The organism is Ewingella sp. S1.OA.A_B6 (assembly GCF_049889095.1).
Classification (GTDB): domain Bacteria; phylum Pseudomonadota; class Gammaproteobacteria; order Enterobacterales; family Enterobacteriaceae; genus Ewingella.
Window position 1 is genome coordinate 12,362 of the sequence record NZ_JBLJFK010000003.1, and the last position, 21,178, is coordinate 33,539.

The window sequence follows — 21,178 nt, forward strand, 5'->3', positions numbered from 1 at the left end:
CCTTCATATACTCTAAATAATTCGAGTTGCAGGAAGGCGGCAAGTGAGGAAGTCCCGATGAGCTTACTCAAGTTAGTGATTCGGGTGACTGAACGTAGCGAACGCACCTGCAACTTGAAGTATGGCGGGTAAAATGGCGTAATTTACTTATGCCAACATTCTCTGAGGTTAACCATCCTGCATACCATGAATCTACAACATCACTTTCTTATTGCGATGCCTGGGCTGGATGAACCCCAGTTCAAACGTTCTGTTGTGTATATCTGCGAACACAATGAAGAAGGTGCAATGGGTCTGGTGATTAATAAGCTGGTCGAAGACTTCACCGTCGAAAACGTGCTCGATAAGTTGGAGATCTCCCCTACCCCACGCGATCCGGCTATCCGTCTCGATCGCCCGGTGTTTTCCGGCGGCCCGCTGTCAGACGACCGCGGCTTTATTTTGCACACACCGCGCAACGGCTTTGGCTCCAGCATTCAGATTTCTGACACCACCATGATCACGACATCCAAAGATGTGCTGGAAACGCTTGGCACCCCAGAACAGCCTAAAGACGTGCTGGTCGCGCTGGGCTATGCCGCATGGGAGCAAGGCCAGCTGGAAAGAGAGTTGCTGGATAACACCTGGCTGACCATCGAAGCCAACAGCGATATATTGTTCCGCACACCGATCGCTGACCGCTGGCGCGAAGCTGCAAAAATGATCGGCATCGATGTCGGCCAACTCGCCACCCACGCAGGTCACGCATAATGGCTAACCGCACCGTATTTGCCTTTGATTTTGGTACCAAGAGTATCGGTCTGGCCATCGGACAAGAGGTCACAGGCACCGCACGACCGCTGACATCCTTCAAAGCCCAGGACGGCACACCAGACTGGCAGAAGATAGAGAAACTACTCAAAGAGTGGCTGCCTGACGTAGTGGTGGTTGGCCTGCCGCTGAATATGGACGGCACTGAACAGCCGCTGACAGTCCGCGCACGCAAGTTTGCCAACCGTCTACATGGTCGCTTTGGTGTTCTGGTTGAATTGCATGATGAACGGCTGAGTACCGTCGAAGCACGCGCTGACCTGTTTGATCGCGGCGGTTTCCGCGCACTCGACAAAGGCAGCGTGGATGCAGCCTCTGCGGTGATCATTCTGGAAAGCTGGTTTGAGAAACAGTGGAGCCAGCCAGCGTCGGACTAATAAGCCCGCTGGCCATGCGCTGTAACCGGCTCTGTTCAAAGGTTTGCATGCCAACCTTTGAACAGGTTTGTAAAATATCCACCAACTGATGCGTCTTGCCTTCGCGGATCAAATTCCCCACCGCAGGCGTAGAGGTCAGAACTTCAAACAGCGCTACCCTGGCACCATTGCTTCCTGCCATCAGTTTCTGCGCAATGACACCGCGCAGGCTGCCTGCCAACTGTGCGCGGACAAACCCTTTCTCTTCAGCCGGAAATACGTCCACCAGACGGTCGACCGCCTGCGTCGCGTTACGCGTATGCAGCGTCGCCAGCACCAGATGTCCGGTTTCCGCGGCAGTCAGTGCCAGCCGGATGCTGTCGGCATCACGCAACTCGCCTAGCAGCAAAACATCCGGATCTTCGCGCAGTGCGCCGCGAACGGCGTCGGTGAAAGAGTGCGTATGGCGCCCAAGCTCCCGCTGCTGAATAAGGCACCGCTGGCTGCTGTGAATAAATTCAATCGGGTCTTCCAGCGTAATAATATGCCGGGCGCAGGTGTGGTTGAGGTGGTCAATCATCGCCGCCAGCGTGGTGGATTTCCCGCTGCCGGTGGCACCGGTCACCAGTATCAATCCGTCTTCACACTCAGTAAGGCTTGCTACTATCTCTGGCACATGAAGCTGCTGCAGCTTCGGACACCTTGCCGGCACACGGCGCAGTGCGGCGGAGAGTCCATGCAATTGTCTGAAGAAATTCACCCGCAGCCGTAAGCCATTCTCCAGTGTAATAGCGCCATCAGTCTGGCCTTTACTTTGTAATTCGGCGTGCTGTGAGGGTTCCAGCCACTTATTGCTTAGCCACTGCATATTTTCAACAGTGATTTTCGCCATATTTCCCAGTGGCCTTAATTCTCCGTGGCTTCGTAACATCGGCTGATGGCCGGCACAAAGGTGCAGATCGGAGGCATTTTGCTTTACACTACGCTCCACAAATTCATCGATATCCATTTTGAAATCTCCTGAGTCACTATGAGCCTTAGTCATCCACAAACGATTGGTCAAAACTTACAGGATGTTCGTGAGCAAATCGCTGCGGCTGTGCAGCGCTGCGAGCGGTCTCTGGAAGAAATTACGCTGCTTGCAGTAAGCAAAACCAAACCTGCGAGCGCGGTCGAAGAAGCGATCGCAGCCGGCCAGCTGACGTTCGGTGAAAACTACGTTCAGGAGGGTGTGGAGAAGATCGCGCACTTTGCCGGGCATCAACCTGCGCTGACCTGGCATTTCATCGGGCCGTTGCAGTCGAACAAAAGCCGCCTCGTTGCAGAGAATTTTGACTGGTGCCATACGGTTGATCGGCTGAAAATCGCTCAGCGCCTGAACGAACAGCGTCCGGCAGACTTACCGCCGTTACAGGTTTTGATTCAGGTAAACATCAGCGATGAGGCCAGTAAATCCGGCATTCCCGTGGGTGAAGTGGCTGAGCTGGCAACGCAAATCATGGCGATGCCCAACCTGATGCTGCGTGGCCTGATGGCGATCCCTGCCGCAGAAAAAGACCACACGCGGCAGTTGGCGGTTTTCAGCCAGATGCATGACGCACTGAAAACCTTGCAGGCGATCTGCCCGCAGGCAGATACGTTGTCGATGGGCATGACAGACGATATGCCCGCTGCCATTGCGGCAGGCAGTACGATGGTACGTATTGGTACCGCAATATTTGGTACACGTGATAACAGCGCAAAACAGTAACCGGTGTCGAGCAGGAAACTGTTTTAATACTCAAGAATCATCCCCTGTTTTTAATAGCGAGGAGCACCATGCAGCATCGCAAATTATGTTTTATTGGCGCCGGTAACATGGCGGGTGCGATCATTTCCGGCCTGGTCGACAGCGGCTATCCGGCAAATTTGATCAGCGTTTGTGCACCTTCAGGCAAGAATCGTGATTCGCTGGCATCCAAATATGGCGTGAAAAGCAGTGATGACAACATTACCTGTGCGCAGGAAGCGGATGTGGTGGTGCTGGCGGTGAAACCGCAACTGATGGCCGACGTATGTAAATCACTGCAAAAAGAGGTGGATTTCAGCGGTAAACTGGTACTGTCGATCGCCGCAGGTATCAACATCGCGCGTTTCCGCAGCCTGCTTGGTGAGCAGCTTAATATTGTACGCATCATGCCAAATACCCCGTCGTTAGTGGGTAAAGGCATGAGCGGTCTCTATGCGCCAAAAGAAGTGGGCCCGCAGGACAGAAAGTACAGTAGTGATTTGATGGGCGCAGTCGGCAAGGTATGCTGGGTTGATACCGAAGAAGGCATCAACCATATCATTGCCGCTGCAGGCAGCGCGCCTGCGTATTTCTTCCTCTTCATGGAAGCTATGCAAGCCGAAGCCGAACGTTTAGGATTCAGTGCAGAAACGGCGCGTATGCTGGTAGAGCAAGCCGCCAGCGGCGCTACGGCGCTGGTTGCCGCCAGCCCTGACACGCCACTGTCACAGCTGCGTGAGAACGTGACCTCCAAAGGAGGCACCACGTTTGAAGCGCTAAAAGTCTTTAACCAGCAGAAGTTACCGGAAATTGTCTCCGAAGCCATGCAAGCCGCCATTATTCGTGCGCAGGAAATGGAAAAACTTTTCTAATTTTTTAAAATTAAAAAAACACAACATTACCCAAAATCATTCGGGTTGCGTCAAGGCGGCAAGCGAGCGAATCTCCAGGAGCTTACATCAGTAAATGACTGGGGTGAACGAGTGCAGCCAACGCTGGAGCAGCCCGAAGGATGAAGGGAAAAGGGGATTTATGTTAACGCTGACTTTCCTGGTCAAAACACTGATTGACCTCTACGTCATGGTTTTACTGCTGCGTATCTGGATGCAGTGGGCGCGCACCGATTTTTACAATCCGTTCTCGCAGTTTGTGGTGAAAATCACTCAGCCAATTATCGGCCCATTGCGCCGGATTATTCCTCCGCTGGGGCCGGTTGATAGCGCATCGCTGTTGTTGGCCTTCCTGCTGATGACCGTCAAATATCCGCTGCTGCTGCTGATTCAGGGCGGAGGTGTATCGCTTAGTCCTTATAACCTGCTGTTCGGCCTGATTTCGCTGCTGAAGTCCGCAGGGTATCTGGTGTTCTGGCTAATTATTATCCGCTCGCTGATGAGCTGGGTGAGTCAGGGCCGCGGACCGATGGATTACGTTCTGATGCAGCTGACTGAGCCACTGATGTCACCTATCCGTCGTTTTTTGCCTGCGATGGGCGGTATCGACTTCTCGGCGATGGTGGTGATCCTTATCCTTTATATGCTGAATTATTTGGGCATGGATCTGCTGGGTGAGCTGTGGTTCCTGCTCTGAGTCCAGTTTTTTGGCAGGCTGACGCGCTGGTGTTGCGGCTGGTTATCCAGCCCAAGGCCAGCCGGGACAGTTTGGTGGGCTTGCATGGCGACGAATTTAAAGTCGCCATCACTGCACCGCCGGTGGACGGTCAGGCTAACTCGCATCTGGTGAAATATCTCGCCAAACAGTTTAAAGTCGCCAAAAGTCAGGTTTGTATTGAAAAGGGCGAGCTGGGCCGCCATAAACAAGTCCGCATTACGAATCCGCAAAATATCCCGACCGAGGTCGCGGTACTGCTCGCAGAATAAAAAAACACGCTCAATTCAATCAGGATTTTACCCCATGAATAAAGTCGTATTAGCTACCGGTAATGCTGGTAAAGTCCGTGAACTCGCCCATCTGCTGGCAGATTTCGGTCTGGACGTCGTGGCTCAAACGGAAATGGGCGTCGAATCTGCCGAAGAAACCGGCCTGACGTTTATTGAAAACGCCATTCTGAAAGCGCGTCATGCCGCAGCGATCACCGGCCTGCCCGCCATTGCCGATGACTCAGGTCTGGCCGTTGACGTGCTGGGTGGCGCACCGGGAATTTATTCCGCACGCTACGCCGGTGTCGATGCCAGCGACCAGCAGAACCTCGACAAATTGCTGGTGACGCTAAAAGATGTCCCGCAGGGCCAGCGCAGCGCGCAATTCCATTGTGTACTGGTCTATATGCGCCATGCTGAGGATCCGACGCCAATCGTCTGTCACGGTAGTTGGGACGGCGAAATTCTGTTTGCTGAAGCGGGAAAAGGCGGTTTTGGTTATGACCCTATCTTCCACGCTCCGGCGCTAGGTAAATCCGCCGCCGAACTGACGCGGGAAGAAAAAAGTGCCGTGTCGCATCGGGGCCAGGCCCTGAAATTATTGCTCGGCGCGATGAAAGAGAAAACACTGAAGAATGCGTGTCCTGAAAAATGAATAGCTTACCGCCGCTGAGCCTTTATATCCACATCCCGTGGTGCGTGCAGAAATGCCCGTACTGCGACTTCAATTCACATGCGCTAAAAGGCGAAGTGCCCCACGACGATTATGTCGCGCACTTGCTGGCCGATCTTGATGCTGACCTGCATCTGACCGCTGGCCGCGAGGTGAAGACGATTTTCATCGGCGGTGGTACTCCGAGTCTGCTCAGCGCAGCAGCGATGCAAAATCTGCTCGATGGCGTGCGTGCGCGCCTGCCGTTGGCGGCCGATGCTGAAATTACTATGGAAGCCAATCCAGGCACCGTCGAAGCAGACCGCTTCAGCGCTTATCAGCGCGCCGGCGTGAACCGTATCTCCATTGGTGTACAAAGTTTCAGTGCGCAGAAACTGGAGCGTCTGGGGCGTATTCACGGCCCGCAAGAAGCCAAACGTGCCGCGTATCTGGCGACCGGCCTAAATCTGCGCAGTTTTAATCTCGATTTAATGCACGGATTACCCGACCAGACGCTCGAAGAGGCGCTGGACGATTTGCGTCAGGCCATTGCGCTCAATCCGCCGCATCTGTCGTGGTATCAGCTGACCATTGAGCCCAATACGATGTATGCCTCGCGCCCGCCAAAATTACCAGATGACGATGCGCTGTGGGACATTTTCGAACAGGGCGACCAACTGCTAACCGCTGCCGGATACCAGCAATATGAAACCTCAGCCTATGCAAAGCCGGGTTACCAGTGCCAACACAATCTCAACTACTGGCGTTTCGGTGATTATCTTGGGATCGGCTGCGGCGCACACGGTAAGCTGACGCAGCCCGATGGGCCGATCCTGCGAACGGTGAAAACCAAGCACCCTCGCGGTTATATGCAGGGCCGCTACATGGACAAACAGCATGAGGTGGAAACCAGGGAGCTGCCGTTTGAGTTCTTTATGAACCGTTTCCGTCTGCTGGAAGCGGCGCCGCGTGAAGAGTTTGCGGTTTATACCGGTCTGGCTGAGTCGGTGATCCGTCCACAGCTGGATGACGCCATCGCGAAAAACTATTTGCTGGAAACGAATTTACACTGGCAGATAACCCAACATGGCAAGCTGTTCCTTAACTCCCTGCTGGAATTGTTTCTGGACGAATAGTGACAATAAAAAAAGCGCAGCCTTCACAAGCTGCGCCCTGCTCTATTTTGCATTCTGCGGAGATTTATTTAAGATCTGCCAGCAGCGTCTTATGCTGTTTATCAAGTTTTTTCACACGGTTGCAGACATCATCGCCGAAAACGTTGAACTCCTGCTCCTGTTTGCTCCATTCGTTCTGTACCGCCTGTTGCAGACCACCCAGATTACCCATTACCGCCTGTAGCGGGTTACCGCCGCTGGTCGCCTGTTTGATCCCCATTTCATTCAGGCTGTCTTGCATCACGCCGCCCATGCTTTGTTCCAGAATACGTCGGCCATCCTGTTTAACCTGCTCAACCGCCTGATGGTGGAAGGTCAGGCCATCTGTACGATGTTCGAGAATGCGATTCATCTGCTGCTTCAACTGCGTATTGAGCGTCGTCAGACGGTTACGTACGTTGCTTTCGCTACCGAGCTGCTGAACGATAACTCGGTCCATCGCCACGCGCCCCTTCTCAAGATGCGCCGTTGCCCCCTGATCGATCCACGGTAGATCACGGCGGAGTGAGGCCTGATAATCGATCGCTTCCTGACGCTGTTTGGCGCTCAGGCTGACATCTTTGCCATTTTTTGACACGTCTCCATTAGGGGTGATCAGCAAGCTCCCGCTGGCACCAATCACCTGAACATTTTGCGGTTTGATCACCACGTCGTCCTGCGGGTTCACGTCACACTGGTAATCCGCCTGTGCACTCCATGTCGTCATTGCCAGCAGTGCAGCAACGCCCAGTTTAGATACCGTTTTGAATTCCATGTTCTCTCCCTTGAGACAGCAAACAATTAAAATATTGAACGGCCAATTCGTTGCGCCAGTTTTTCTAAGGCAGCGGTTCCGGCCAAAGAGTTCCCTGCGGCGTCAAGTTCAGGTGACCAGACGGCGATACACATCTCGCCCGGTACGATGGCGATGATGCCACCACCCACCCCGGATTTACCCGGCATCCCGACGCGGTAGGCGAACTCACCGGCACCGTCGTACATGCCGCTGGTGACCATCAACGCGTTAATCTGCCGCGCCTGACGTGGCTCAAGCAGTGCGTCGTCGGTGTCAAGCGGCTGGCCTTTATTCGCCAAATAAACGAAGGTGCGGGCCAGCTCTGCACAACTCATCCGCAGCGCACAATAATGAAAATAAGTTTGGAGAACGGTGATAACGTCATTGTCGAAATTACCGAAAGATTTCATTAAATAGGCGATGGCCGCATTGCGGTCAGAATGCTCGAACTCTGAACGCGCTACGTCGCGATCGTAGTTGATATCTGGCATTCCAGCCAGTTGACGCACCACTTCCAGCATTCTTTGCCGCGGTGCCGTCAGGCGGGTTTGCAGTAAATCACACACCACCAACGCACCGGGATTGATAAAGGGGTTACGAGGCTTACCCTGCTCCAGCTCAAGCTGGACCAGTGAATTGAAAGGCTGGCCCGACGGCTCTTTGCCGACGCGCTGCCAAATTTCGCTCTCCTCATAACGGGTCAGCGCCAGCGTCAGGCTTAGCACTTTGGAGATCGACTGAATAGAAAAACGGCTGTCGGCATCACCGGCGCGGAACGTTTCACCCGACGTGGTGCATACCGCAATGCCCAGATTATCAGGGCTGACGTCAGCCAGTGCAGGAATGTATCCCGCGACTTTGCCGCAACCAATCAGCGGACGAACCTGGGTCAGAATATCTTCCAGTAAACTGTTATCGAGTTCAGTGCCCAACGTCCTGCCTCCGGATATAACAAAGGTGCCGGAAAGGCACCTTTGATTTTTTAGCGATCCTGCTGGATCTGCCTAAATCATTCGAGTTGTATTAAGGCGGCAACTTAACTTATCCCCGGGAGCTTACACAAGTAAGTGACTGGGGTAAGTTAACGCGGCCAACGCAGAGGTGGCTCGAAGGATGACAGCAGATTTAATCCCACCAGATGTCGAAGACATCAGAAACCTCAACATCTTCCATCTTATGGTCTTCCAACCATTTTTTAACCAGTGCACGGTGCTCATCGGTGCAATGACCGATATCTTGCAGGCAAATTAAACCTTCCCACTGCAGATAACCGCTGCCGTCAAAGGCCAGTTTGTTCGGCTCGATCGCGCCTTCGATGAACGCGTCCAGCTGCTCGTCGATGGTTTCAACCGGGGTACCTTCCGGGAAACGCCATTTTACCGAAAAGCCCAGTTCCTGGAACTCGGCAATGTGTAACTTCTTACGTAAACGACGACTACGATTCGTGGCCATTATTGCTTCCTCTCAAACATCAGATCCCATACACCGTGGCCTAAACGTTGGCCACGCATTTCGAACTTGGTTACCGGGCGCGACTCAGGGCGCGGTACATAATTATTTTCCTGCGACAGGTTATTCCAGTTTTCAAGGCTGGTCATCACCTCAAGCATATGTTCGGCGTAAGGTTCCCAGTCGGTTGCCATGTGGAATACACCGCCCACTTTCAATTTACTGCGCAGCAGCTCAACAAAGATCGGTTGAACGATACGGCGCTTATTATGACGCGCTTTGTGCCACGGGTCAGGAAAGAATAGCTGCACCATGTCCAGCGAGCCATCAGGGATCATCTTTTCCAGCACTTCCACCGCATCGTGACACATCACGCGCAGGTTGCTGACATCCTCTTCCTGCGCCGTTGCCAGACAAGCACCCACACCCGGCGAGTGAACCTCAATACCGATGAAGTTCTGCGCAGGCTTTTGTGCTGCCATGGTCACCAGCGACGCACCCATGCCAAAACCGATCTCCAGCACGACGGGCGCGGTACGGCCAAATAGCGCGTCAATGTCTAACGGTTGAGCCTGATATTCAACGCCCATCACCGGCCAGAGAGTGTCGAGCGCGTGTTGCTGACCTTTGGTCAGACGGCCCTGACGGCGAACAAAACTGCGGATACGACGCATAGCGCGACCGTTCTCATCGAACTCCGGGGAAACGACGTCGTTTTTCATAGGGCTTTCACTCTATTGGGCAGTGCTGTTCTCAGCATTGCGCGGTTGGGCAGTAGCGGTTAGGCAACAAATCAAGGAATGGCGCATTATCCAAACCTATGCCCGATAAGCAAGCCTTGCGGACAGAAACAGTCCGGAAAGTTCCGGTTTACACCCTCAGGCGTCTGTGATGTGATCCGCTCCTGACTTTTAACCCTGCCGGATTTGCCACTCACTCATGATACAGAACTTCGCGCCCCTGGTGCTGGACTGGTACCAACGCTATGGCCGTAAAACGCTGCCGTGGCAGCTCGAAAAAACGCCCTACAAAGTGTGGCTCTCTGAGGTGATGTTGCAACAAACGCAGGTTGCAACCGTCATTCCCTATTTTGAACGCTTTATGGCACGTTTTCCTACCGTCAATGATCTTGCCGTCGCCCCACAGGATGAAGTTCTGCATCTGTGGACCGGTCTCGGTTATTACGCCCGTGCGCGCAATTTGCATAAAGCTGCGCAGACCATTACCGCTGAGCATGGTGGCATTTTCCCGACCGATTTCGACGTGGTTAACGCCCTGCCAGGCATTGGCCGCTCTACGGCGGGCGCGGTGCTGTCGCTCTCTTTGGGGCAACATCATCCGATCCTCGACGGCAATGTAAAACGCGTGCTGTCACGCTGCTATGCCGTTGATGGTTGGCCAGGTGAAAAAAAGGTCGAGAACCGTCTGTGGCAAATCGCCGAACAGGTCACACCGGCCAAGGGCGTTGAGCAGTTTAATCAGGCGATGATGGATCTGGGGGCGATGGTGTGTACCCGTTCTAAACCCAAGTGTGCGCTTTGCCCACTGAATACCCAATGTGAAGCCTATGCGCACAACAGCTGGGAGAAATATCCGGGTAAAAAACCGAAGAAGACTTTACCGGAAAAAACCGCATTTATGCTGATGATTCAGCAAGATGATGGCGTCTGGCTGGAGCAGCGTCCGCCGGTCGGCCTGTGGGGTGGTTTATTCTGCTTCCCACAGTTTGCCAGTTTCGATGAGCTAGACCGTGGCGTGAAAAAATATGGCGTTACCCTTGATCAGTTGCAACAGCAGACTGCTTTTCGTCACACTTTCAGCCATTTTCATCTGGATATCGTCCCTATGTGGCTAAATCTGCGCTCAGCGCCGGGTTGCATGGATGAAGGTACGGGTCTCTGGTATAACTTAGCGCAGCCGCAATCCGTCGGGCTGGCAGCACCGGTTGAACGTTTATTAACTCAGTTGGCAAAAGAGCACTCCCTACCTAAAGAATAAGGAATTAGCATGAGCAGAACGATTTTTTGCACTTTTTTAAAGCGTGATGCGGAAGGTCAGGACTTCCAGCTTTATCCAGGCGAGATAGGCAAACGAATCTTTAATGAGATTTCGAAAGAAGCCTGGTCGCAGTGGATGAGCAAGCAAACAATGCTGATCAATGAGAAAAAACTCAGCATGATGAATCCCGATGACCGTAAGTTGCTGGAGCAGGAGATGGTGAATTTCCTATTTGAAGGTCAGGACGTGCATATCGAAGGCTATACGCCGCCGTCGAAATAATCATTTTTTAACTCTGCTGGCTGCGTTTTATGTCACGTTTGCCCGTCATCTTTCGTCACGATACGGTTTTAAGATGAAGAAAATTTTAGCTTTGCTGGTTATCGCCCCGATGTTGATCTCCTGCTCGGGCAGCAAGAAGAACTCGTTTGATGAAGCCTATGTCAAGGATACCAACGGCTTCGATATTTTGATGGGCCAATTCGCCCACAACATCGAGAACATCTGGGGGCTGAATGAAGTCCTGATCGCCGGACCTAAAGACTACGTAAAATACAGCGATCAATACTATACGCGCAGCCACATTAACTTTGATGCGGGTACCATCACCATCGAAACCATCGCCGGTACCAATCCGGCGGCGAACCTGCGTCAAGCGATCATCAGTACGTTGTTGATCGGTGAAGATCCGGGCAACGTTGACCTTTATTCAGACGCCAACGACATTGAGATCAGCCGTGAGCCAATGCTCTTCGGGCAAGTACTGGACAATACCGGGCAAGCTATCCGCTGGCAGGGCCGCGCCGCCAGCTTCGCCGATTATCTGGTACAGAACAAATTGCAGCGCCGTCAGTCAGGTCTGCACATTATCTATTCCGTCACGATTCAGATGGTGCCAAACCACCTGAACAAGCGTGCGCATAAATATTTGCCGATGGTGCGTGAAGCATCCGCCAAATATGGCGTGGATCAGTCACTGATACTGGCGATCATGCAGACCGAATCTGCCTTCAACCCCTATGCAGTGAGTAATGCAGATGCCCTGGGTTTGATGCAGGTCGTGCAGCATAGCGCCGGTGTTGACGTGTTTAAATCAGAAGGGAAATGGGGCAAGCCAAGCCGCAGCTATCTGTTTGATCCACAGAATAATATCAATACAGGTACCGCCTATCTGGCCATGTTGCAGAACGTTTATCTGGGCAATATTACTAACCCGACGTCTAAACGTTATGCGGTGATCACCGCCTACAATGGTGGCGCTGGCAGCGTATTACGCGTGTTTAATAGTAATAAAACGCAGGCGTTTAATATTATCAACAATATGGCACCAGGCGATGTTTACACTACGCTGACCACCAGGCATCCGTCTGGCGAATCACGGCGCTATCTGTATAAAGTGAATAATACCCAGAAGAGTTACCGTCGCATCGACTAACCCGCAACGGCGATGACCCGCAATTAAAAGCGGAGGCTCCTGAGCCTCCGCTTTTAATATGTTTACGCAAAACTTTTGTGCCGAAAATGACAGGCGTTATGCTGCAATCACATATCCCATAATACGTTTCCAGCCGACCATTTTTTTCTCAACGTAAACGCCCTGCAACTCTGGCGAAAATCCTGGCAACAGGTTGATGCCTTCTTCCAGCGCCATAAAGTAACGCTGTACCGCGCCGCCCCATACTTCACCCGGTACAACGCACAGGACTCCCGGAGGATATGGCAGAGCACCTTCAGCAGCAATGCGACCCTCGGCGTCGCCAATGGCCACCAACTCGACGTTGTCACGAATAAACTCGCTGTGGGCGTCCTGAGCATTCATCGCTACCTGTGGGAAGCTGGCCTGGCGGAACATCTCTTTCTGCAACTCTTTCACGTCAAAACTGACGTATAGATTATGCATCTCCTGACACAACTGACGGATGGTGTAATTGCGATATCTGTCTTCGTTTTTACGGTACACCGTCGGCAGGACTTCACTCAGTGGCGCATCTTCTTCGATATAGCGCTCAAAGCGAGCGATTTCTTCAATCAGTAACTGCATCTTCGCCGGCGTCTCGGCAGGCGTCAGCAGGAACAGAATCGAGTTGAGGTCGCACTTTTCAGGCACGATGCCGTTCTCACGCAGGAAGTTGGCAAGAATGGCAGCAGGGATGCCGAACTCGGTATACTTTCCGCTCTCTGCGTCGATGCCCGGCGTGGTCAGCAACAGTTTGCATGGATCGACAAAGTACTGCTTATCAGCGTAACCCTCAAAGGCATGCCAGCGTTCGCCAGGCACAAAATCGAAGAAGCGCACATCATTGGCCATTTTTTCGGTGTCATGATTCTGCCACGGCGCGCCATCAACTGCTGGCGGTACAAACGGCAGGATCATCGAGCACTGGTCGAGCAACATTTTGCGTGCTTCGATACCGAGCTTTACGCACTCCATCCACATATGCTTGCCGCTACCACCAGCATGAATACGCGCATTGACGTCCAGCGCAGCAAACAACGGATAAAACGGACTGGTTGAGGCATGCATCATAAAAGCGTTGTTAAGCTTCTTATGACTGCAATGACGCTTCTGCCCTTTGATGTGGTTGTCTTTTTTGTGGATTTGCGAGGTCTGCGAGAACCCGGCCTGCTGCTTGTGAACTGATTGTGTAACGATAATCCCAGGGTCGTTCTCATTGAGATCGAGCAACAGCGGTGAGCACTGTTGCATCATCGGGATGAACTGCTCATAACCGACCCACGCGGAGTCAAACAGGATGTAATCACACAAATGGCCAATTTTATCCACCACCTGACGGGCGTTATAAATGGTACCGTCGTAAGTGCCGAGCTGAATAATCGCCAGACGGAACGGACGTTTTTCACCCGCGCGTTCAGGGGCGACCTGTTTGATCTGCTTGCGCAGGTAATTTTCGTCAAAGCAGTCGGCATCAATACCGCCGATAAAGCCGAACGGATTACGCGCTGTTTCCAGATAAACCGGTGTCGCACCTGCCTGCAACAGCGCGCCGTGATGGTTGGATTTATGATTATTGCGGTCAAACAGCACCAAATCATCACGGGTTAACAGCGCATTGGTCACCACTTTGTTGGCAGCCGAGGTTCCGTTCAATACAAAATAGGTTTTGTCCGCGCTGAACACTTTAGCGGCATATTTTTGCGCATCTTTCGCCGAGCCTTCATGGATCAGTAGGTCACCCAGTTTGACGTCGGCATTACACATGTCGGAGCGGAAAATGTTCGGCCCATAAAAGTCATAGAACTGACGCCCGGCAGGATGACGACGGAAAAACTCACCGCCCTGATGGCCGGGACAGGCAAAGGTCGAATTCTCCATCTCAACATATTTTTTCAATGTGTCGAAAAAGGGTGGGAACAGCGCCTCTTCGTAGGCCTGCGCGGCGGACTCAATCTGCGCAGCATAGAATGCCTGATTAGCATCAGACAGTGCGATCACGCCTTTCAGCACAGGCAAATAATCTGGGGAAACCTGCTCGGCTCCCTGTACTGCAACAAACGCCGGAATACCGAATCCCAGCGCATCTATTCCTGCCAGCCGGCCACTGTTTAAATCTCCCACGGAGATAATAATGGCGGCAATATCGGCATAATCGGCACGACGTAGATCCACGACCACGCGGTGTGACTCAATATAAGGAGCCACGGAGGCGCTTGCTGCAATTTTCAAAAGTTTCATCAAGACTCTCAAACAATTAAGTAAGAGGGTGTGCCAATTAGCACGGCAATGAGCGGGATTGTACGTCGTGAAATGAAAGCGCACAGATCCAGCCCGGCAAAGTGACGTTGGCTGTAAGCGTGATGTCGAGTGTGGAAGCACAATGCCAACTGGCAAAGGGGATACGAATCGAGATTCAGGCTCAGCAACGTCTGATAGACATCAGTAAAATCAGAGAGCGCTCTGTTTTTAATCATGTCTAACAGCAAGCAAGATAGCCTTACCGCATGGAAGAAACCGCAAAGGAAGAAAAACAGGAAATGCGACGTTCACAACACCCGGAGGAAATCATCAGCGATGTTTTACGCTTACCGAAAGCGCGATGTGATAAACCGGTCATGCCGCACCCTTCTTGAGCTGTTGCGAGAAAAAGGAGATATCTCAGTCAATAAATCGCCGCAATAATGGCATCATTCGCCCCAGGGTACAAGCCTGCGAAATCGCCATTTTGCTAACAAAATGCTACATTTTTAACCTATTAATTTGACGGGATTTTCCAGATATTTGACGATTGAGCACCGCCCTTTCGGGATCGTTGCCCTGCCCATTGTGTTAAAAAACACCATTCGGGCAACCCGATACGGGCTGATAGAAAAAAGCCATTGACGACACACAGCCAATACGGTTTAATGCGCCCCGTTGCCCGGATAGCTCAGTCGGTAGAGCAAGGGATTGAAAATCCCTGTGTCCTTGGTTCGATTCCGAGTCCGGGCACCACTTTCACTTCTATGTACGTCTCCCAAACTCCACAAAACTCAAGTATAATCACTGCCATATATCATTTTCTAACATCACGAACTCCACTGACCTCAACCCAACTCTCTCTAAATCAAGTTGCATCTGGGGCTTTTCAGAGGGCTCATTGTGTTCAATGAAAATTGAGACCCCCATATGGCACTGACAGCCCGGCAGGTCGAGACCGCAAAGCCTAAAGAGAAGGACTATAAACTTTCCGACGAACGTGGCCTTTTTCTCCTGATAACCACTACCGGCAAGCGCTACTGGCGGATGAAATACCGCATCGCCGGTAAAGAGAAAAAGTTATCTATCGATGTTTATCCTGAGATTTCTCTGGCGGAAGCCCGAGTCAAACGCGATGAAGCCAGAAAGGTGATTGCTGATGGTGGCGATCCGAGTGAGAAAAAGCAGCTCGAAAAACTCGCCAAAAAGATATCCGTCGCCAATACCTTCAGGGCGCTCGCTGTGGAGTGGTATAAGCAAAGAGTATCCCATGGTCAATAAGCTATGCAGAGAGCGTTCAGGAAGCGCTGGAGAAGGGTATCTTTCCGTATGTGGGCAAACGCCCTGCCGCGGAGATCCTGCCTCTGGAAATGCTGGAAGTTCTACGCCTGATTGAAAAACGTGGTTCACTGGAAAAATTACGTAAGGTCAGACAGTTCTGTAATCAGATCTTCCGCTACGCCATCGCAACAGGACGTGCAACGATTAATCCAGCAGCAGAACTAACCGGTACGCTGACCGCACCAAAGACCGAGCACTTCCCTCACCTTCAGGCATCTGAATTACCCGCGTTCCTTTCCAGTCTGGCTGATTACCACGGTAACCATGAACACCTGAGAGCGCCCTGAGCAACTGGCAATTCCTTGCCGCATCAGTGACATGCCAAGAAGAACGTGAGCTGGCGCGTATTGCTCTGAGCGAAATTGGAAGTAGGTTGCCACAGATGCTGGCAGTACTGCTGGCTGAAAACATTAGCCCGGAAACGTTGCACGTGATGCTGGCATCGGTTCTGAATATCCTGCCGGGTCCTGGTGATGCTGTGGCTGTACCCGTTGCAGAGCAACCGGCAGTACCTTTCGACCCAGTATCAGGTAGAACTGCTTAAGGATGCTGATCTCCCCGGGAGTCCAGGCTTGTGCTCTTCTTAACCCTAATTTGTTCGCCTGTGCCGAAATAGCGCTTTTGGAACGATGGGGCAATAACGTATGAATGGCATCCAGGTTCCCTGAGTCACCATAATTCTCGATCACTGCCGCGTTTTCCTCACGGGTCCATTTCCTCAGCCGCATTTTCCCAAGCTTCAGAATATTTGCCCTATTCCTCACAGCACTGACACTTTTGTTAAGGGCGGCAGCAACCTCCTCAACAGGCATATGACCATAATGCTTTATCAGGAATGCGATGACGTCAGGATCCCATTCCCGTACATCGGTGAGACCCGCCTTTCCCGCCTGTTTCCTGATAGAGTCCTTATCATGGTGTGGCAGCAATGCCCTCACCATGGCGATACCTTCACCATGAGAGTAATATTTTTTCACTACGCCAATTTCCCACGGCTCCCAGGGTTTAGCTCCCGAACGACCGACGCCAACTTTTAGCGCCATCGCTCTGACTGCAGTAACACCTCTTCCCTGGGGGATGGCTATCTCCTTTGCCGGGAGTTTGCCATAGTGCTTTTCAAGAAAGGCGATTTCAGTTAGCGTCCAGTGAGTGGCATGATTACGGTTTTTTTTAGTGTTCCCGACCATGCCAGTATCCGCTGACAATTTATTCGGTTTCTTTCTCATTATTCGGTCACTGAGTCCGTATGGGTCATCAGCGCGTAACGGTTCATCAGTTGCTGAAGATGTTGCTCAGCCGCCGCCTGATTGTGGCCCGCTTGTTTTTGTAGCGCCAACTGTCGCAACTGTTCTTCCACCGGCACATTCCGGCTCAGGGTCTGCGTGATGGCAAACACCGAAGACTTTAGCTCTGAGACCGTCAGGTATTTCCCCCGCTGCATATCGGTGCTGTTGAGTTTGTCCGTCAGCGACTGCAACTGTGCCATCGCCTGATGCCAGCCCAGCAGACGGGCCTCCGGCATCGCATTCGCCTCCACCTGCTGCTGCCACTGTTTCGCCAGTATGGCTGTATCAGGCTGATGCGGCCACAGGCGCTGCGTCTGCGCCACCAGCGCAAACCCGTAATCCTGCGCCCAGACCGGAGAAAGCTGCGCCACCGCCCCTAGTTGGCGGAGCGTGCGCTGTGTGATAGCTCGCCCCTGCGACTGCAGCGCGGCGGCGTTGTCTTCAATCATCGCTTCCTGTTCGGATGTAGAGAGTATCACCGGTAATGACGAGAGCGAGGCGTTAATCAGTGCGTCTGGCTGGTTGTCGTGCCAGTGCTGCCAGCCCCAGATGCTCAACGACGTCACCATCAGCGTTGCCACGACACCTCCGGCAAAGCCGGCCCATACCCCACGACGATGACGTTTCAGGAGGGAGGTCTGCGTTAGCAATGCCCCCTCGTTCCATAACGGACGATAAATCTTCATAGGCCTCCCAGCCTTGTCTCTTACGACTTCGCCTTCGGCATCTGCGATACCAGAGACAAATTCACGTCCATGCCTTCCACCTGGAAGTGTGGTACCGCGTACAGTTTCACGCGGAAGAAGCCCGGATTGTCTTCGATGTCTTCTACGGTCACTTTCGCATCGCGCAGCGGGTGAGACGCCTGCAGGTCGTCGCCAGGATCGGTCATTTCGGTGACCAGACTGCGAACCCAGGTATTGAGTTCAAGCTCCAGCAGGCGACGGTCTTTGGTCGTACCGATGTTTTCACGCTGAATAAGCTTCAGGTAATGCGCGATACGCGACAGCAGGAAGATATACGGCAGGCGTGAATTGATGCGGCTGTTGGCGGTGGCATCGGCAGTGTCGTACAGCGCCGGTTTTTGCGTCGAGTTGGCGGAGAAAAAGCAGGAGTAATCTCTGTTTTTATAGTAACTTAGTGGAATAAAGCCTAAGTTCGCGAACTCAAACTCGCGGGTTTCAGGGATCATCACCTCTGACGGGATTTTCACCTGATTGCCGGTACCCAGGTCATACAGGTGGATAGGCAGGTCTTTCACTGCGCCACCGGCCTGCGGGCCACGGATTTGTACGCACCAGCCGTTGTTGATAAAGCTGCGCACCATGTTGGCGGCAAACGCAAAGGAAGCGTTGGTCCACAGGTATTTATCGTGGTCCGGGCCTTTCACTTCTTCGACGTAGTTGAAGCTGCGCACCGGCACGGTGTCCGGGCCGTACGGCAGGCGACCGAGCACGCGCGGCATCACCAGGCCGATGTAGCGGGAATCATCCGTCTCGCGGAAGCTCTTCCACTTGATGTATTCAGCGCGGTCGAAGTAGTTGCCGATATCTTTAATGGCCGCGACGTCTTCCATAGAATCTTTCAGGAAGAATTTCGGACCCGCCGAGCCGATAAACGGCATGTGCGCTGCGGCTGACACTTTCGAAATATTGCGCAACAGCGCCACGTCCTGCGCGGAAGCGTCAAACTCGTAAGCAGAAATCAGCGCCGCAATCGGCTCTCCGCCCGGGCTGTCGTACTCTGCCGTGTACGTGTGCTGGTATAATCCGCTCTGAATAATCTCCGGCGCGTCTTCAAAATCCTGACGCAAATCGTCCTTCGACAGGTCCAGCAGTTCGATTTTGACGTTCTGACGGAAATCGGTTTTATCGACTAATGACTTCAGCCCACACCACAGACTCTCTACTGCCTGAAAACCCTCATGATGCATCACGGCATCCAGCTGGCGACTAATCTGATGGTCCAGTTCAGCGATATGGTGGTCAATCAGCGTCTTGTCGAGCTTTTCGACTTTTGAGCCCGCTTTGCTCAGGCACTCCAGAAACACCTGCATCCCGGCGGTCAGACGCTCATCGGCGGTCGCATCTGACATCGCCAGGCTGTCCTGCCAGATATCCAGCGCACTCAGCTCAGAGACCGGATTCAGATTGATTTTTTCAAACAGAGACGCATACACCCCACCTGCCGCAGGACGTTCCAGTACCACACTCTCACCGACGGCAGCAGCGTTTTCATTTTTTACAGACATCAGCATTCCTTAATTAATCCGTTAAATCATCGCGGCCGTTATGGCTGTTTGAGTGCCAGAGCAGAGAGTTAGCTGCGCAGCTCGGCGCTGAGTGCGGGGTCAACCAGAATTTTCTCCAGCTCTTTACGGAAGGCCTGGTTATCCAGCAGATTGGCTTTGAGGTCACGAAGCAGGTTGCGCATGGCGAGCATCGCCTTCAACTGCGGTATCCGCGCCGCTACCTGTTCCAGCTCGAAGTCTTTCATACTCTGGAATGTCAGGCTGATGTTGTCTTCACTGCCGTCGCTGGCCAGGGTGTTTTCTACAGACAGGTTCACGGAAGGAGAGAATTCGGATAACACGTTGTCAAAATTGTTTTTATTGACGTTGACCTTTTCACGCTCAGATACAAGACGTTGTTCAGCGCCGTTACTGTAATTTCCCACAGCAACCAGTTTCAGGGGCAATTCAACTTTTTTCTGGGCGCCCCCAGTGTGCAGGCTTAATTGGATGTTAACGCGGGCCTTGGGGATCTCAGACTGATAGGAGTTAGACATGGCTGTCCCTGTTCTATGGAGTAATAGAAATGGTCAATGCCACTGAGAAATTAATAAGAAAGGCTAATCCTGCCAGACAAAATCCCCACTCACGCCACCCGACGATACAGACAAAACCGGAGCTAAAAGCGGAAACATTCCATTCACCAGCGAACATGACACGTGTTTTTAAGGATTTGTCTGAAATTGAAAGTTTCGGATAAACACCTATAAGCGGAGTGTAGAAACGTTAGACAGGTGATTGGAAATTAAATTATGTAACATAGTTTTACAAATAAAGGGTTTAACAAAAATAGAACATCTCGCTGATTTATAAGAATTTTCTCAACTACGTCTTGCGAGCCTTAAGGAGCAAGGGTGTACAACAAATAATCAATTTGAGTTATTGATTGTCATTGAACAAAACATAACCCACCATGTTAAAAATCTGGTTTTAGACTTTTTATCAGAAAATGAGAGACTGCGCGTTACTGAGCAAAATGAAAGATAACTATCGGCCCTATCATCAAGGATTTTTATCTTTCAGTTAAATGAAGCTTATTGATCTTCGCCGAAGTAAACATCTACGTGGCTACGATGCCTGCCCACAGCACCATCCACTTCGACGCATTCTCTGAACTTCTGCCCGGCTTTGACACCTTCGATTGGTGATCGCCATACGCATAAACGCCAACCCACTGCGGCTGGCAGGGTAAAGGTCAAAAACGCAATCAGCAGGAAAATTACTCGAATCATGGCGTACTTTTTTAACAAATAGCAGGAAGGGTGTGTGGTGAATGTAAAACATTGGCGTTGAAAAACAACGGCAAAGAATAGCAGACGGGACTGGGTCCACATGTATCTATAGATTTCTTGTCGTTATTACCGCCAGATAACGTGAGACCGTCTCACAGTTTTCTTGCTTGGTCTGAAAACCAGAAACGGATAAGCTATGGCAAATTTCCGACACTGAGAAAATTCATTCCCATGGCCAAGAAACCAGACGCTGCACCTTCCGTATTTGATCATCTGAAAGATGATGACAGTTTTGATCTGTGGGGCCGTTCGGGTCTCAGTAGCGCACTTAACAAAGCCAAACCTAAAGCGCCGGATAACGACGCCATAGCCGCAGCCCGTAAACTGATTCAGGGCAGTAAAGGTCAGACCAGGTAAATAGCTTTGTAGGCTATCCAGCGTAATGAAGAACCAGCGTAAAGGCTGGTTTTTTGCA

Annotated in this window: 23 protein-coding genes, 1 tRNA gene and 1 pseudogene; 14 read left to right on the plus strand and 11 right to left on the minus strand. The window is 52.1% G+C overall.

What is annotated here, in order from left to right:
* The first annotated feature begins 186 nt into the window (after positions 1 to 186).
* Entirely contained in the window at positions 187 to 750 is a 564-nt protein-coding gene (locus ACMV8I_RS09810; RefSeq protein WP_498865047.1) for a YqgE/AlgH family protein, read from the plus strand.
* Positions 750 to 1,187, plus strand: coding sequence for a Holliday junction resolvase RuvX (gene ruvX, locus ACMV8I_RS09815; protein WP_498865048.1), 438 nt, complete (start codon positions 750 to 752; stop codon positions 1,185 to 1,187). The genes ACMV8I_RS09810 and ruvX overlap by 1 nt, the downstream gene beginning before the upstream one ends.
* Here the strand turns inward: ruvX and ACMV8I_RS09820 are convergent.
* Complete coding sequence (locus tag ACMV8I_RS09820; protein ID WP_498865049.1) at positions 1,135 to 2,211, minus strand: type IV pilus twitching motility protein PilT; 1,077 nt, start codon at positions 2,209 to 2,211, stop codon at positions 1,135 to 1,137. The genes ruvX and ACMV8I_RS09820 overlap by 53 nt on opposite strands.
* On the opposite strand from ACMV8I_RS09820, the gene ACMV8I_RS09825 reads away from it, so the two are divergent.
* The 6 genes from ACMV8I_RS09825 to hemW all read left to right on the plus strand — a co-directional run bounded on the left by ACMV8I_RS09825 (position 2,197) and on the right by hemW (position 6,599).
* Positions 2,197 to 2,916 (plus strand): YggS family pyridoxal phosphate-dependent enzyme, encoded by a 720-nt coding sequence (locus ACMV8I_RS09825; protein WP_498865050.1) that lies wholly within the window; start codon positions 2,197 to 2,199, stop codon positions 2,914 to 2,916. The two genes, ACMV8I_RS09820 and ACMV8I_RS09825, sit on opposite strands and share 15 nt — an antisense overlap.
* Positions 2,917 to 2,984: 68 nt before the next feature.
* Entirely contained in the window at positions 2,985 to 3,806 is an 822-nt protein-coding gene (proC, locus tag ACMV8I_RS09830) for a pyrroline-5-carboxylate reductase (RefSeq protein WP_498865051.1), read from the plus strand.
* A 160-nt stretch (positions 3,807 to 3,966) separates the two neighbouring features.
* The gene (locus ACMV8I_RS09835) at positions 3,967 to 4,521 is read left to right on the plus strand and encodes a YggT family protein (protein ID WP_498865279.1); all 555 of its coding nucleotides are present in this window, start codon (positions 3,967 to 3,969) and stop codon (positions 4,519 to 4,521) included.
* Positions 4,518 to 4,811: a DUF167 family protein YggU gene (gene yggU, locus ACMV8I_RS09840; protein ID WP_498865280.1), complete on the plus strand. Its 294-nt coding sequence runs from the start codon at positions 4,518 to 4,520 to the stop codon at positions 4,809 to 4,811. Before ACMV8I_RS09835 ends, yggU begins: the two co-directional genes overlap by 4 nt.
* 34 nt (positions 4,812 to 4,845) lie before the next feature.
* Positions 4,846 to 5,466, plus strand: a complete 621-nt coding sequence (rdgB, locus tag ACMV8I_RS09845; RefSeq protein WP_498865052.1) for an RdgB/HAM1 family non-canonical purine NTP pyrophosphatase — start codon at positions 4,846 to 4,848, stop codon at positions 5,464 to 5,466.
* The gene (gene hemW, locus ACMV8I_RS09850) at positions 5,463 to 6,599 is read left to right on the plus strand and encodes a radical SAM family heme chaperone HemW (protein WP_498865053.1); all 1,137 of its coding nucleotides are present in this window, start codon (positions 5,463 to 5,465) and stop codon (positions 6,597 to 6,599) included. The genes rdgB and hemW overlap by 4 nt, the downstream gene beginning before the upstream one ends.
* Before the next feature lie 64 nt (positions 6,600 to 6,663).
* On the opposite strand, the gene ACMV8I_RS09855 is transcribed toward hemW, so the two are convergent.
* The 4 genes from ACMV8I_RS09855 to trmB form a co-directional block, all read right to left on the minus strand.
* Entirely contained in the window at positions 6,664 to 7,392 is a 729-nt protein-coding gene (locus ACMV8I_RS09855; RefSeq protein WP_498865054.1) for a YggN family protein, read from the minus strand.
* A 26-nt stretch (positions 7,393 to 7,418) separates the two neighbouring features.
* Positions 7,419 to 8,345, minus strand: coding sequence for a glutaminase B (gene glsB, locus ACMV8I_RS09860; protein ID WP_498865055.1), 927 nt, complete (start codon positions 8,343 to 8,345; stop codon positions 7,419 to 7,421).
* A 193-nt stretch (positions 8,346 to 8,538) separates the two neighbouring features.
* Positions 8,539 to 8,865, minus strand: a complete 327-nt coding sequence (locus ACMV8I_RS09865) for a YggL family protein (protein WP_498865056.1) — start codon at positions 8,863 to 8,865, stop codon at positions 8,539 to 8,541.
* Positions 8,865 to 9,584 (minus strand): tRNA (guanosine(46)-N7)-methyltransferase TrmB, encoded by a 720-nt coding sequence (gene trmB / locus ACMV8I_RS09870; protein ID WP_498865057.1) that lies wholly within the window; start codon positions 9,582 to 9,584, stop codon positions 8,865 to 8,867. The genes ACMV8I_RS09865 and trmB overlap by 1 nt, the downstream gene beginning before the upstream one ends.
* 217 nt (positions 9,585 to 9,801) lie before the next feature.
* Here trmB and mutY point away from each other — a divergent pair, with 217 nt between their 5' ends.
* The 3 genes from mutY (at position 9,802) to mltC (ending at position 12,295) form a co-directional block, all read left to right on the plus strand.
* Positions 9,802 to 10,860, plus strand: a complete 1,059-nt coding sequence (mutY, locus tag ACMV8I_RS09875) for an A/G-specific adenine glycosylase (RefSeq protein WP_498865058.1) — start codon at positions 9,802 to 9,804, stop codon at positions 10,858 to 10,860.
* Positions 10,861 to 10,869: 9 nt separating this feature from the next.
* Positions 10,870 to 11,142 carry an oxidative damage protection protein gene (locus ACMV8I_RS09880; RefSeq protein ID WP_140473560.1) on the plus strand — a complete coding sequence of 91 codons (273 nt, stop codon included), beginning with the start codon at positions 10,870 to 10,872 and terminating at the stop codon, positions 11,140 to 11,142.
* A gap of 73 nt (positions 11,143 to 11,215) precedes the next feature.
* Positions 11,216 to 12,295: a membrane-bound lytic murein transglycosylase MltC gene (mltC, locus tag ACMV8I_RS09885; protein WP_498865059.1), complete on the plus strand. Its 1,080-nt coding sequence runs from the start codon at positions 11,216 to 11,218 to the stop codon at positions 12,293 to 12,295.
* A gap of 96 nt (positions 12,296 to 12,391) precedes the next feature.
* Here mltC and speF read toward each other — a convergent pair whose 3' ends face one another.
* Positions 12,392 to 14,554 carry an ornithine decarboxylase SpeF gene (gene speF, locus ACMV8I_RS09890; RefSeq protein ID WP_498865060.1) on the minus strand — a complete coding sequence of 721 codons (2,163 nt, stop codon included), beginning with the start codon at positions 14,552 to 14,554 and terminating at the stop codon, positions 12,392 to 12,394.
* 680 nt (positions 14,555 to 15,234) lie between these two features.
* Between speF and ACMV8I_RS09895 the strand changes: the two genes are divergently transcribed.
* Positions 15,235 to 15,310 (plus strand) — tRNA-Phe (locus ACMV8I_RS09895).
* A 174-nt stretch (positions 15,311 to 15,484) separates the two neighbouring features.
* A pseudogene (locus ACMV8I_RS09900) lies at positions 15,485 to 16,158 on the plus strand (tyrosine-type recombinase/integrase); the annotation flags it as partial.
* A 147-nt stretch (positions 16,159 to 16,305) separates the two neighbouring features.
* Here the strand turns inward: ACMV8I_RS09900 and ACMV8I_RS09905 are convergent.
* From ACMV8I_RS09905 to ACMV8I_RS09925, 5 genes are all read right to left on the minus strand, one after another.
* Positions 16,306 to 17,121 carry a hypothetical protein gene (locus ACMV8I_RS09905; protein ID WP_498865061.1) on the minus strand — a complete coding sequence of 272 codons (816 nt, stop codon included), beginning with the start codon at positions 17,119 to 17,121 and terminating at the stop codon, positions 16,306 to 16,308.
* Complete coding sequence (locus ACMV8I_RS09910; protein WP_498865062.1) at positions 17,121 to 17,867, minus strand: VasL domain-containing protein; 747 nt, start codon at positions 17,865 to 17,867, stop codon at positions 17,121 to 17,123. Before ACMV8I_RS09910 ends, ACMV8I_RS09905 begins: the two co-directional genes overlap by 1 nt.
* 20 nt (positions 17,868 to 17,887) lie before the next feature.
* Positions 17,888 to 19,438, minus strand: a complete 1,551-nt coding sequence (tssC, locus tag ACMV8I_RS09915) for a type VI secretion system contractile sheath large subunit (RefSeq protein WP_498865063.1) — start codon at positions 19,436 to 19,438, stop codon at positions 17,888 to 17,890.
* 62 nt (positions 19,439 to 19,500) lie between these two features.
* Positions 19,501 to 19,968 (minus strand): type VI secretion system contractile sheath small subunit, encoded by a 468-nt coding sequence (gene tssB / locus ACMV8I_RS09920; RefSeq protein WP_498865064.1) that lies wholly within the window; start codon positions 19,966 to 19,968, stop codon positions 19,501 to 19,503.
* A 537-nt stretch (positions 19,969 to 20,505) separates the two neighbouring features.
* Positions 20,506 to 20,703 (minus strand): hypothetical protein, encoded by a 198-nt coding sequence (locus tag ACMV8I_RS09925; RefSeq protein ID WP_498865065.1) that lies wholly within the window; start codon positions 20,701 to 20,703, stop codon positions 20,506 to 20,508.
* A 231-nt stretch (positions 20,704 to 20,934) separates the two neighbouring features.
* On the opposite strand from ACMV8I_RS09925, the gene ACMV8I_RS09930 reads away from it, so the two are divergent.
* The gene (locus tag ACMV8I_RS09930) at positions 20,935 to 21,120 is read left to right on the plus strand and encodes a hypothetical protein (RefSeq protein WP_498865066.1); all 186 of its coding nucleotides are present in this window, start codon (positions 20,935 to 20,937) and stop codon (positions 21,118 to 21,120) included.
* Positions 21,121 to 21,178 lie beyond the last annotated feature (58 nt).

Bases quoted from the DNA above. Each gene is read 5' to 3' on its own strand.
- ACMV8I_RS09925 (WP_498865065.1), bottom strand. From the start codon at position 20,703: ATGATTCGAGTAATTTTCCTGCTGATTGCGTTTTTGACCTTTACCCTG.
- ACMV8I_RS09930 (WP_498865066.1), top strand. From the start codon at position 20,935: ATGGCCAAGAAACCAGACGCTGCACCTTCCGTATTTGATCATCTGAAA.
- ACMV8I_RS09910 (WP_498865062.1), bottom strand. From the start codon at position 17,867: ATGAAGATTTATCGTCCGTTATGGAACGAGGGGGCATTGCTAACGCAG.
- ACMV8I_RS09835 (WP_498865279.1), top strand. From the start codon at position 3,967: ATGTTAACGCTGACTTTCCTGGTCAAAACACTGATTGACCTCTACGTC.
- ruvX (WP_498865048.1), top strand. From the start codon at position 750: ATGGCTAACCGCACCGTATTTGCCTTTGATTTTGGTACCAAGAGTATC.
- mltC (WP_498865059.1), top strand. From the start codon at position 11,216: ATGAAGAAAATTTTAGCTTTGCTGGTTATCGCCCCGATGTTGATCTCC.
- ACMV8I_RS09825 (WP_498865050.1), top strand. From the start codon at position 2,197: ATGAGCCTTAGTCATCCACAAACGATTGGTCAAAACTTACAGGATGTT.
- ACMV8I_RS09820 (WP_498865049.1), bottom strand. From the start codon at position 2,211: ATGACTAAGGCTCATAGTGACTCAGGAGATTTCAAAATGGATATCGAT.
- hemW (WP_498865053.1), top strand. From the start codon at position 5,463: ATGAATAGCTTACCGCCGCTGAGCCTTTATATCCACATCCCGTGGTGC.
- ACMV8I_RS09865 (WP_498865056.1), bottom strand. From the start codon at position 8,865: ATGGCCACGAATCGTAGTCGTCGTTTACGTAAGAAGTTACACATTGCC.
- ACMV8I_RS09905 (WP_498865061.1), bottom strand. From the start codon at position 17,121: ATGAGAAAGAAACCGAATAAATTGTCAGCGGATACTGGCATGGTCGGG.
- proC (WP_498865051.1), top strand. From the start codon at position 2,985: ATGCAGCATCGCAAATTATGTTTTATTGGCGCCGGTAACATGGCGGGT.
- rdgB (WP_498865052.1), top strand. From the start codon at position 4,846: ATGAATAAAGTCGTATTAGCTACCGGTAATGCTGGTAAAGTCCGTGAA.
- mutY (WP_498865058.1), top strand. From the start codon at position 9,802: ATGATACAGAACTTCGCGCCCCTGGTGCTGGACTGGTACCAACGCTAT.
- ACMV8I_RS09880 (WP_140473560.1), top strand. From the start codon at position 10,870: ATGAGCAGAACGATTTTTTGCACTTTTTTAAAGCGTGATGCGGAAGGT.
- speF (WP_498865060.1), bottom strand. From the start codon at position 14,554: ATGAAACTTTTGAAAATTGCAGCAAGCGCCTCCGTGGCTCCTTATATT.
- ACMV8I_RS09855 (WP_498865054.1), bottom strand. From the start codon at position 7,392: ATGGAATTCAAAACGGTATCTAAACTGGGCGTTGCTGCACTGCTGGCA.
- trmB (WP_498865057.1), bottom strand. From the start codon at position 9,584: ATGAAAAACGACGTCGTTTCCCCGGAGTTCGATGAGAACGGTCGCGCT.
- ACMV8I_RS09810 (WP_498865047.1), top strand. From the start codon at position 187: ATGAATCTACAACATCACTTTCTTATTGCGATGCCTGGGCTGGATGAA.
- tssB (WP_498865064.1), bottom strand. From the start codon at position 19,968: ATGTCTAACTCCTATCAGTCTGAGATCCCCAAGGCCCGCGTTAACATC.
- tssC (WP_498865063.1), bottom strand. From the start codon at position 19,438: ATGCTGATGTCTGTAAAAAATGAAAACGCTGCTGCCGTCGGTGAGAGT.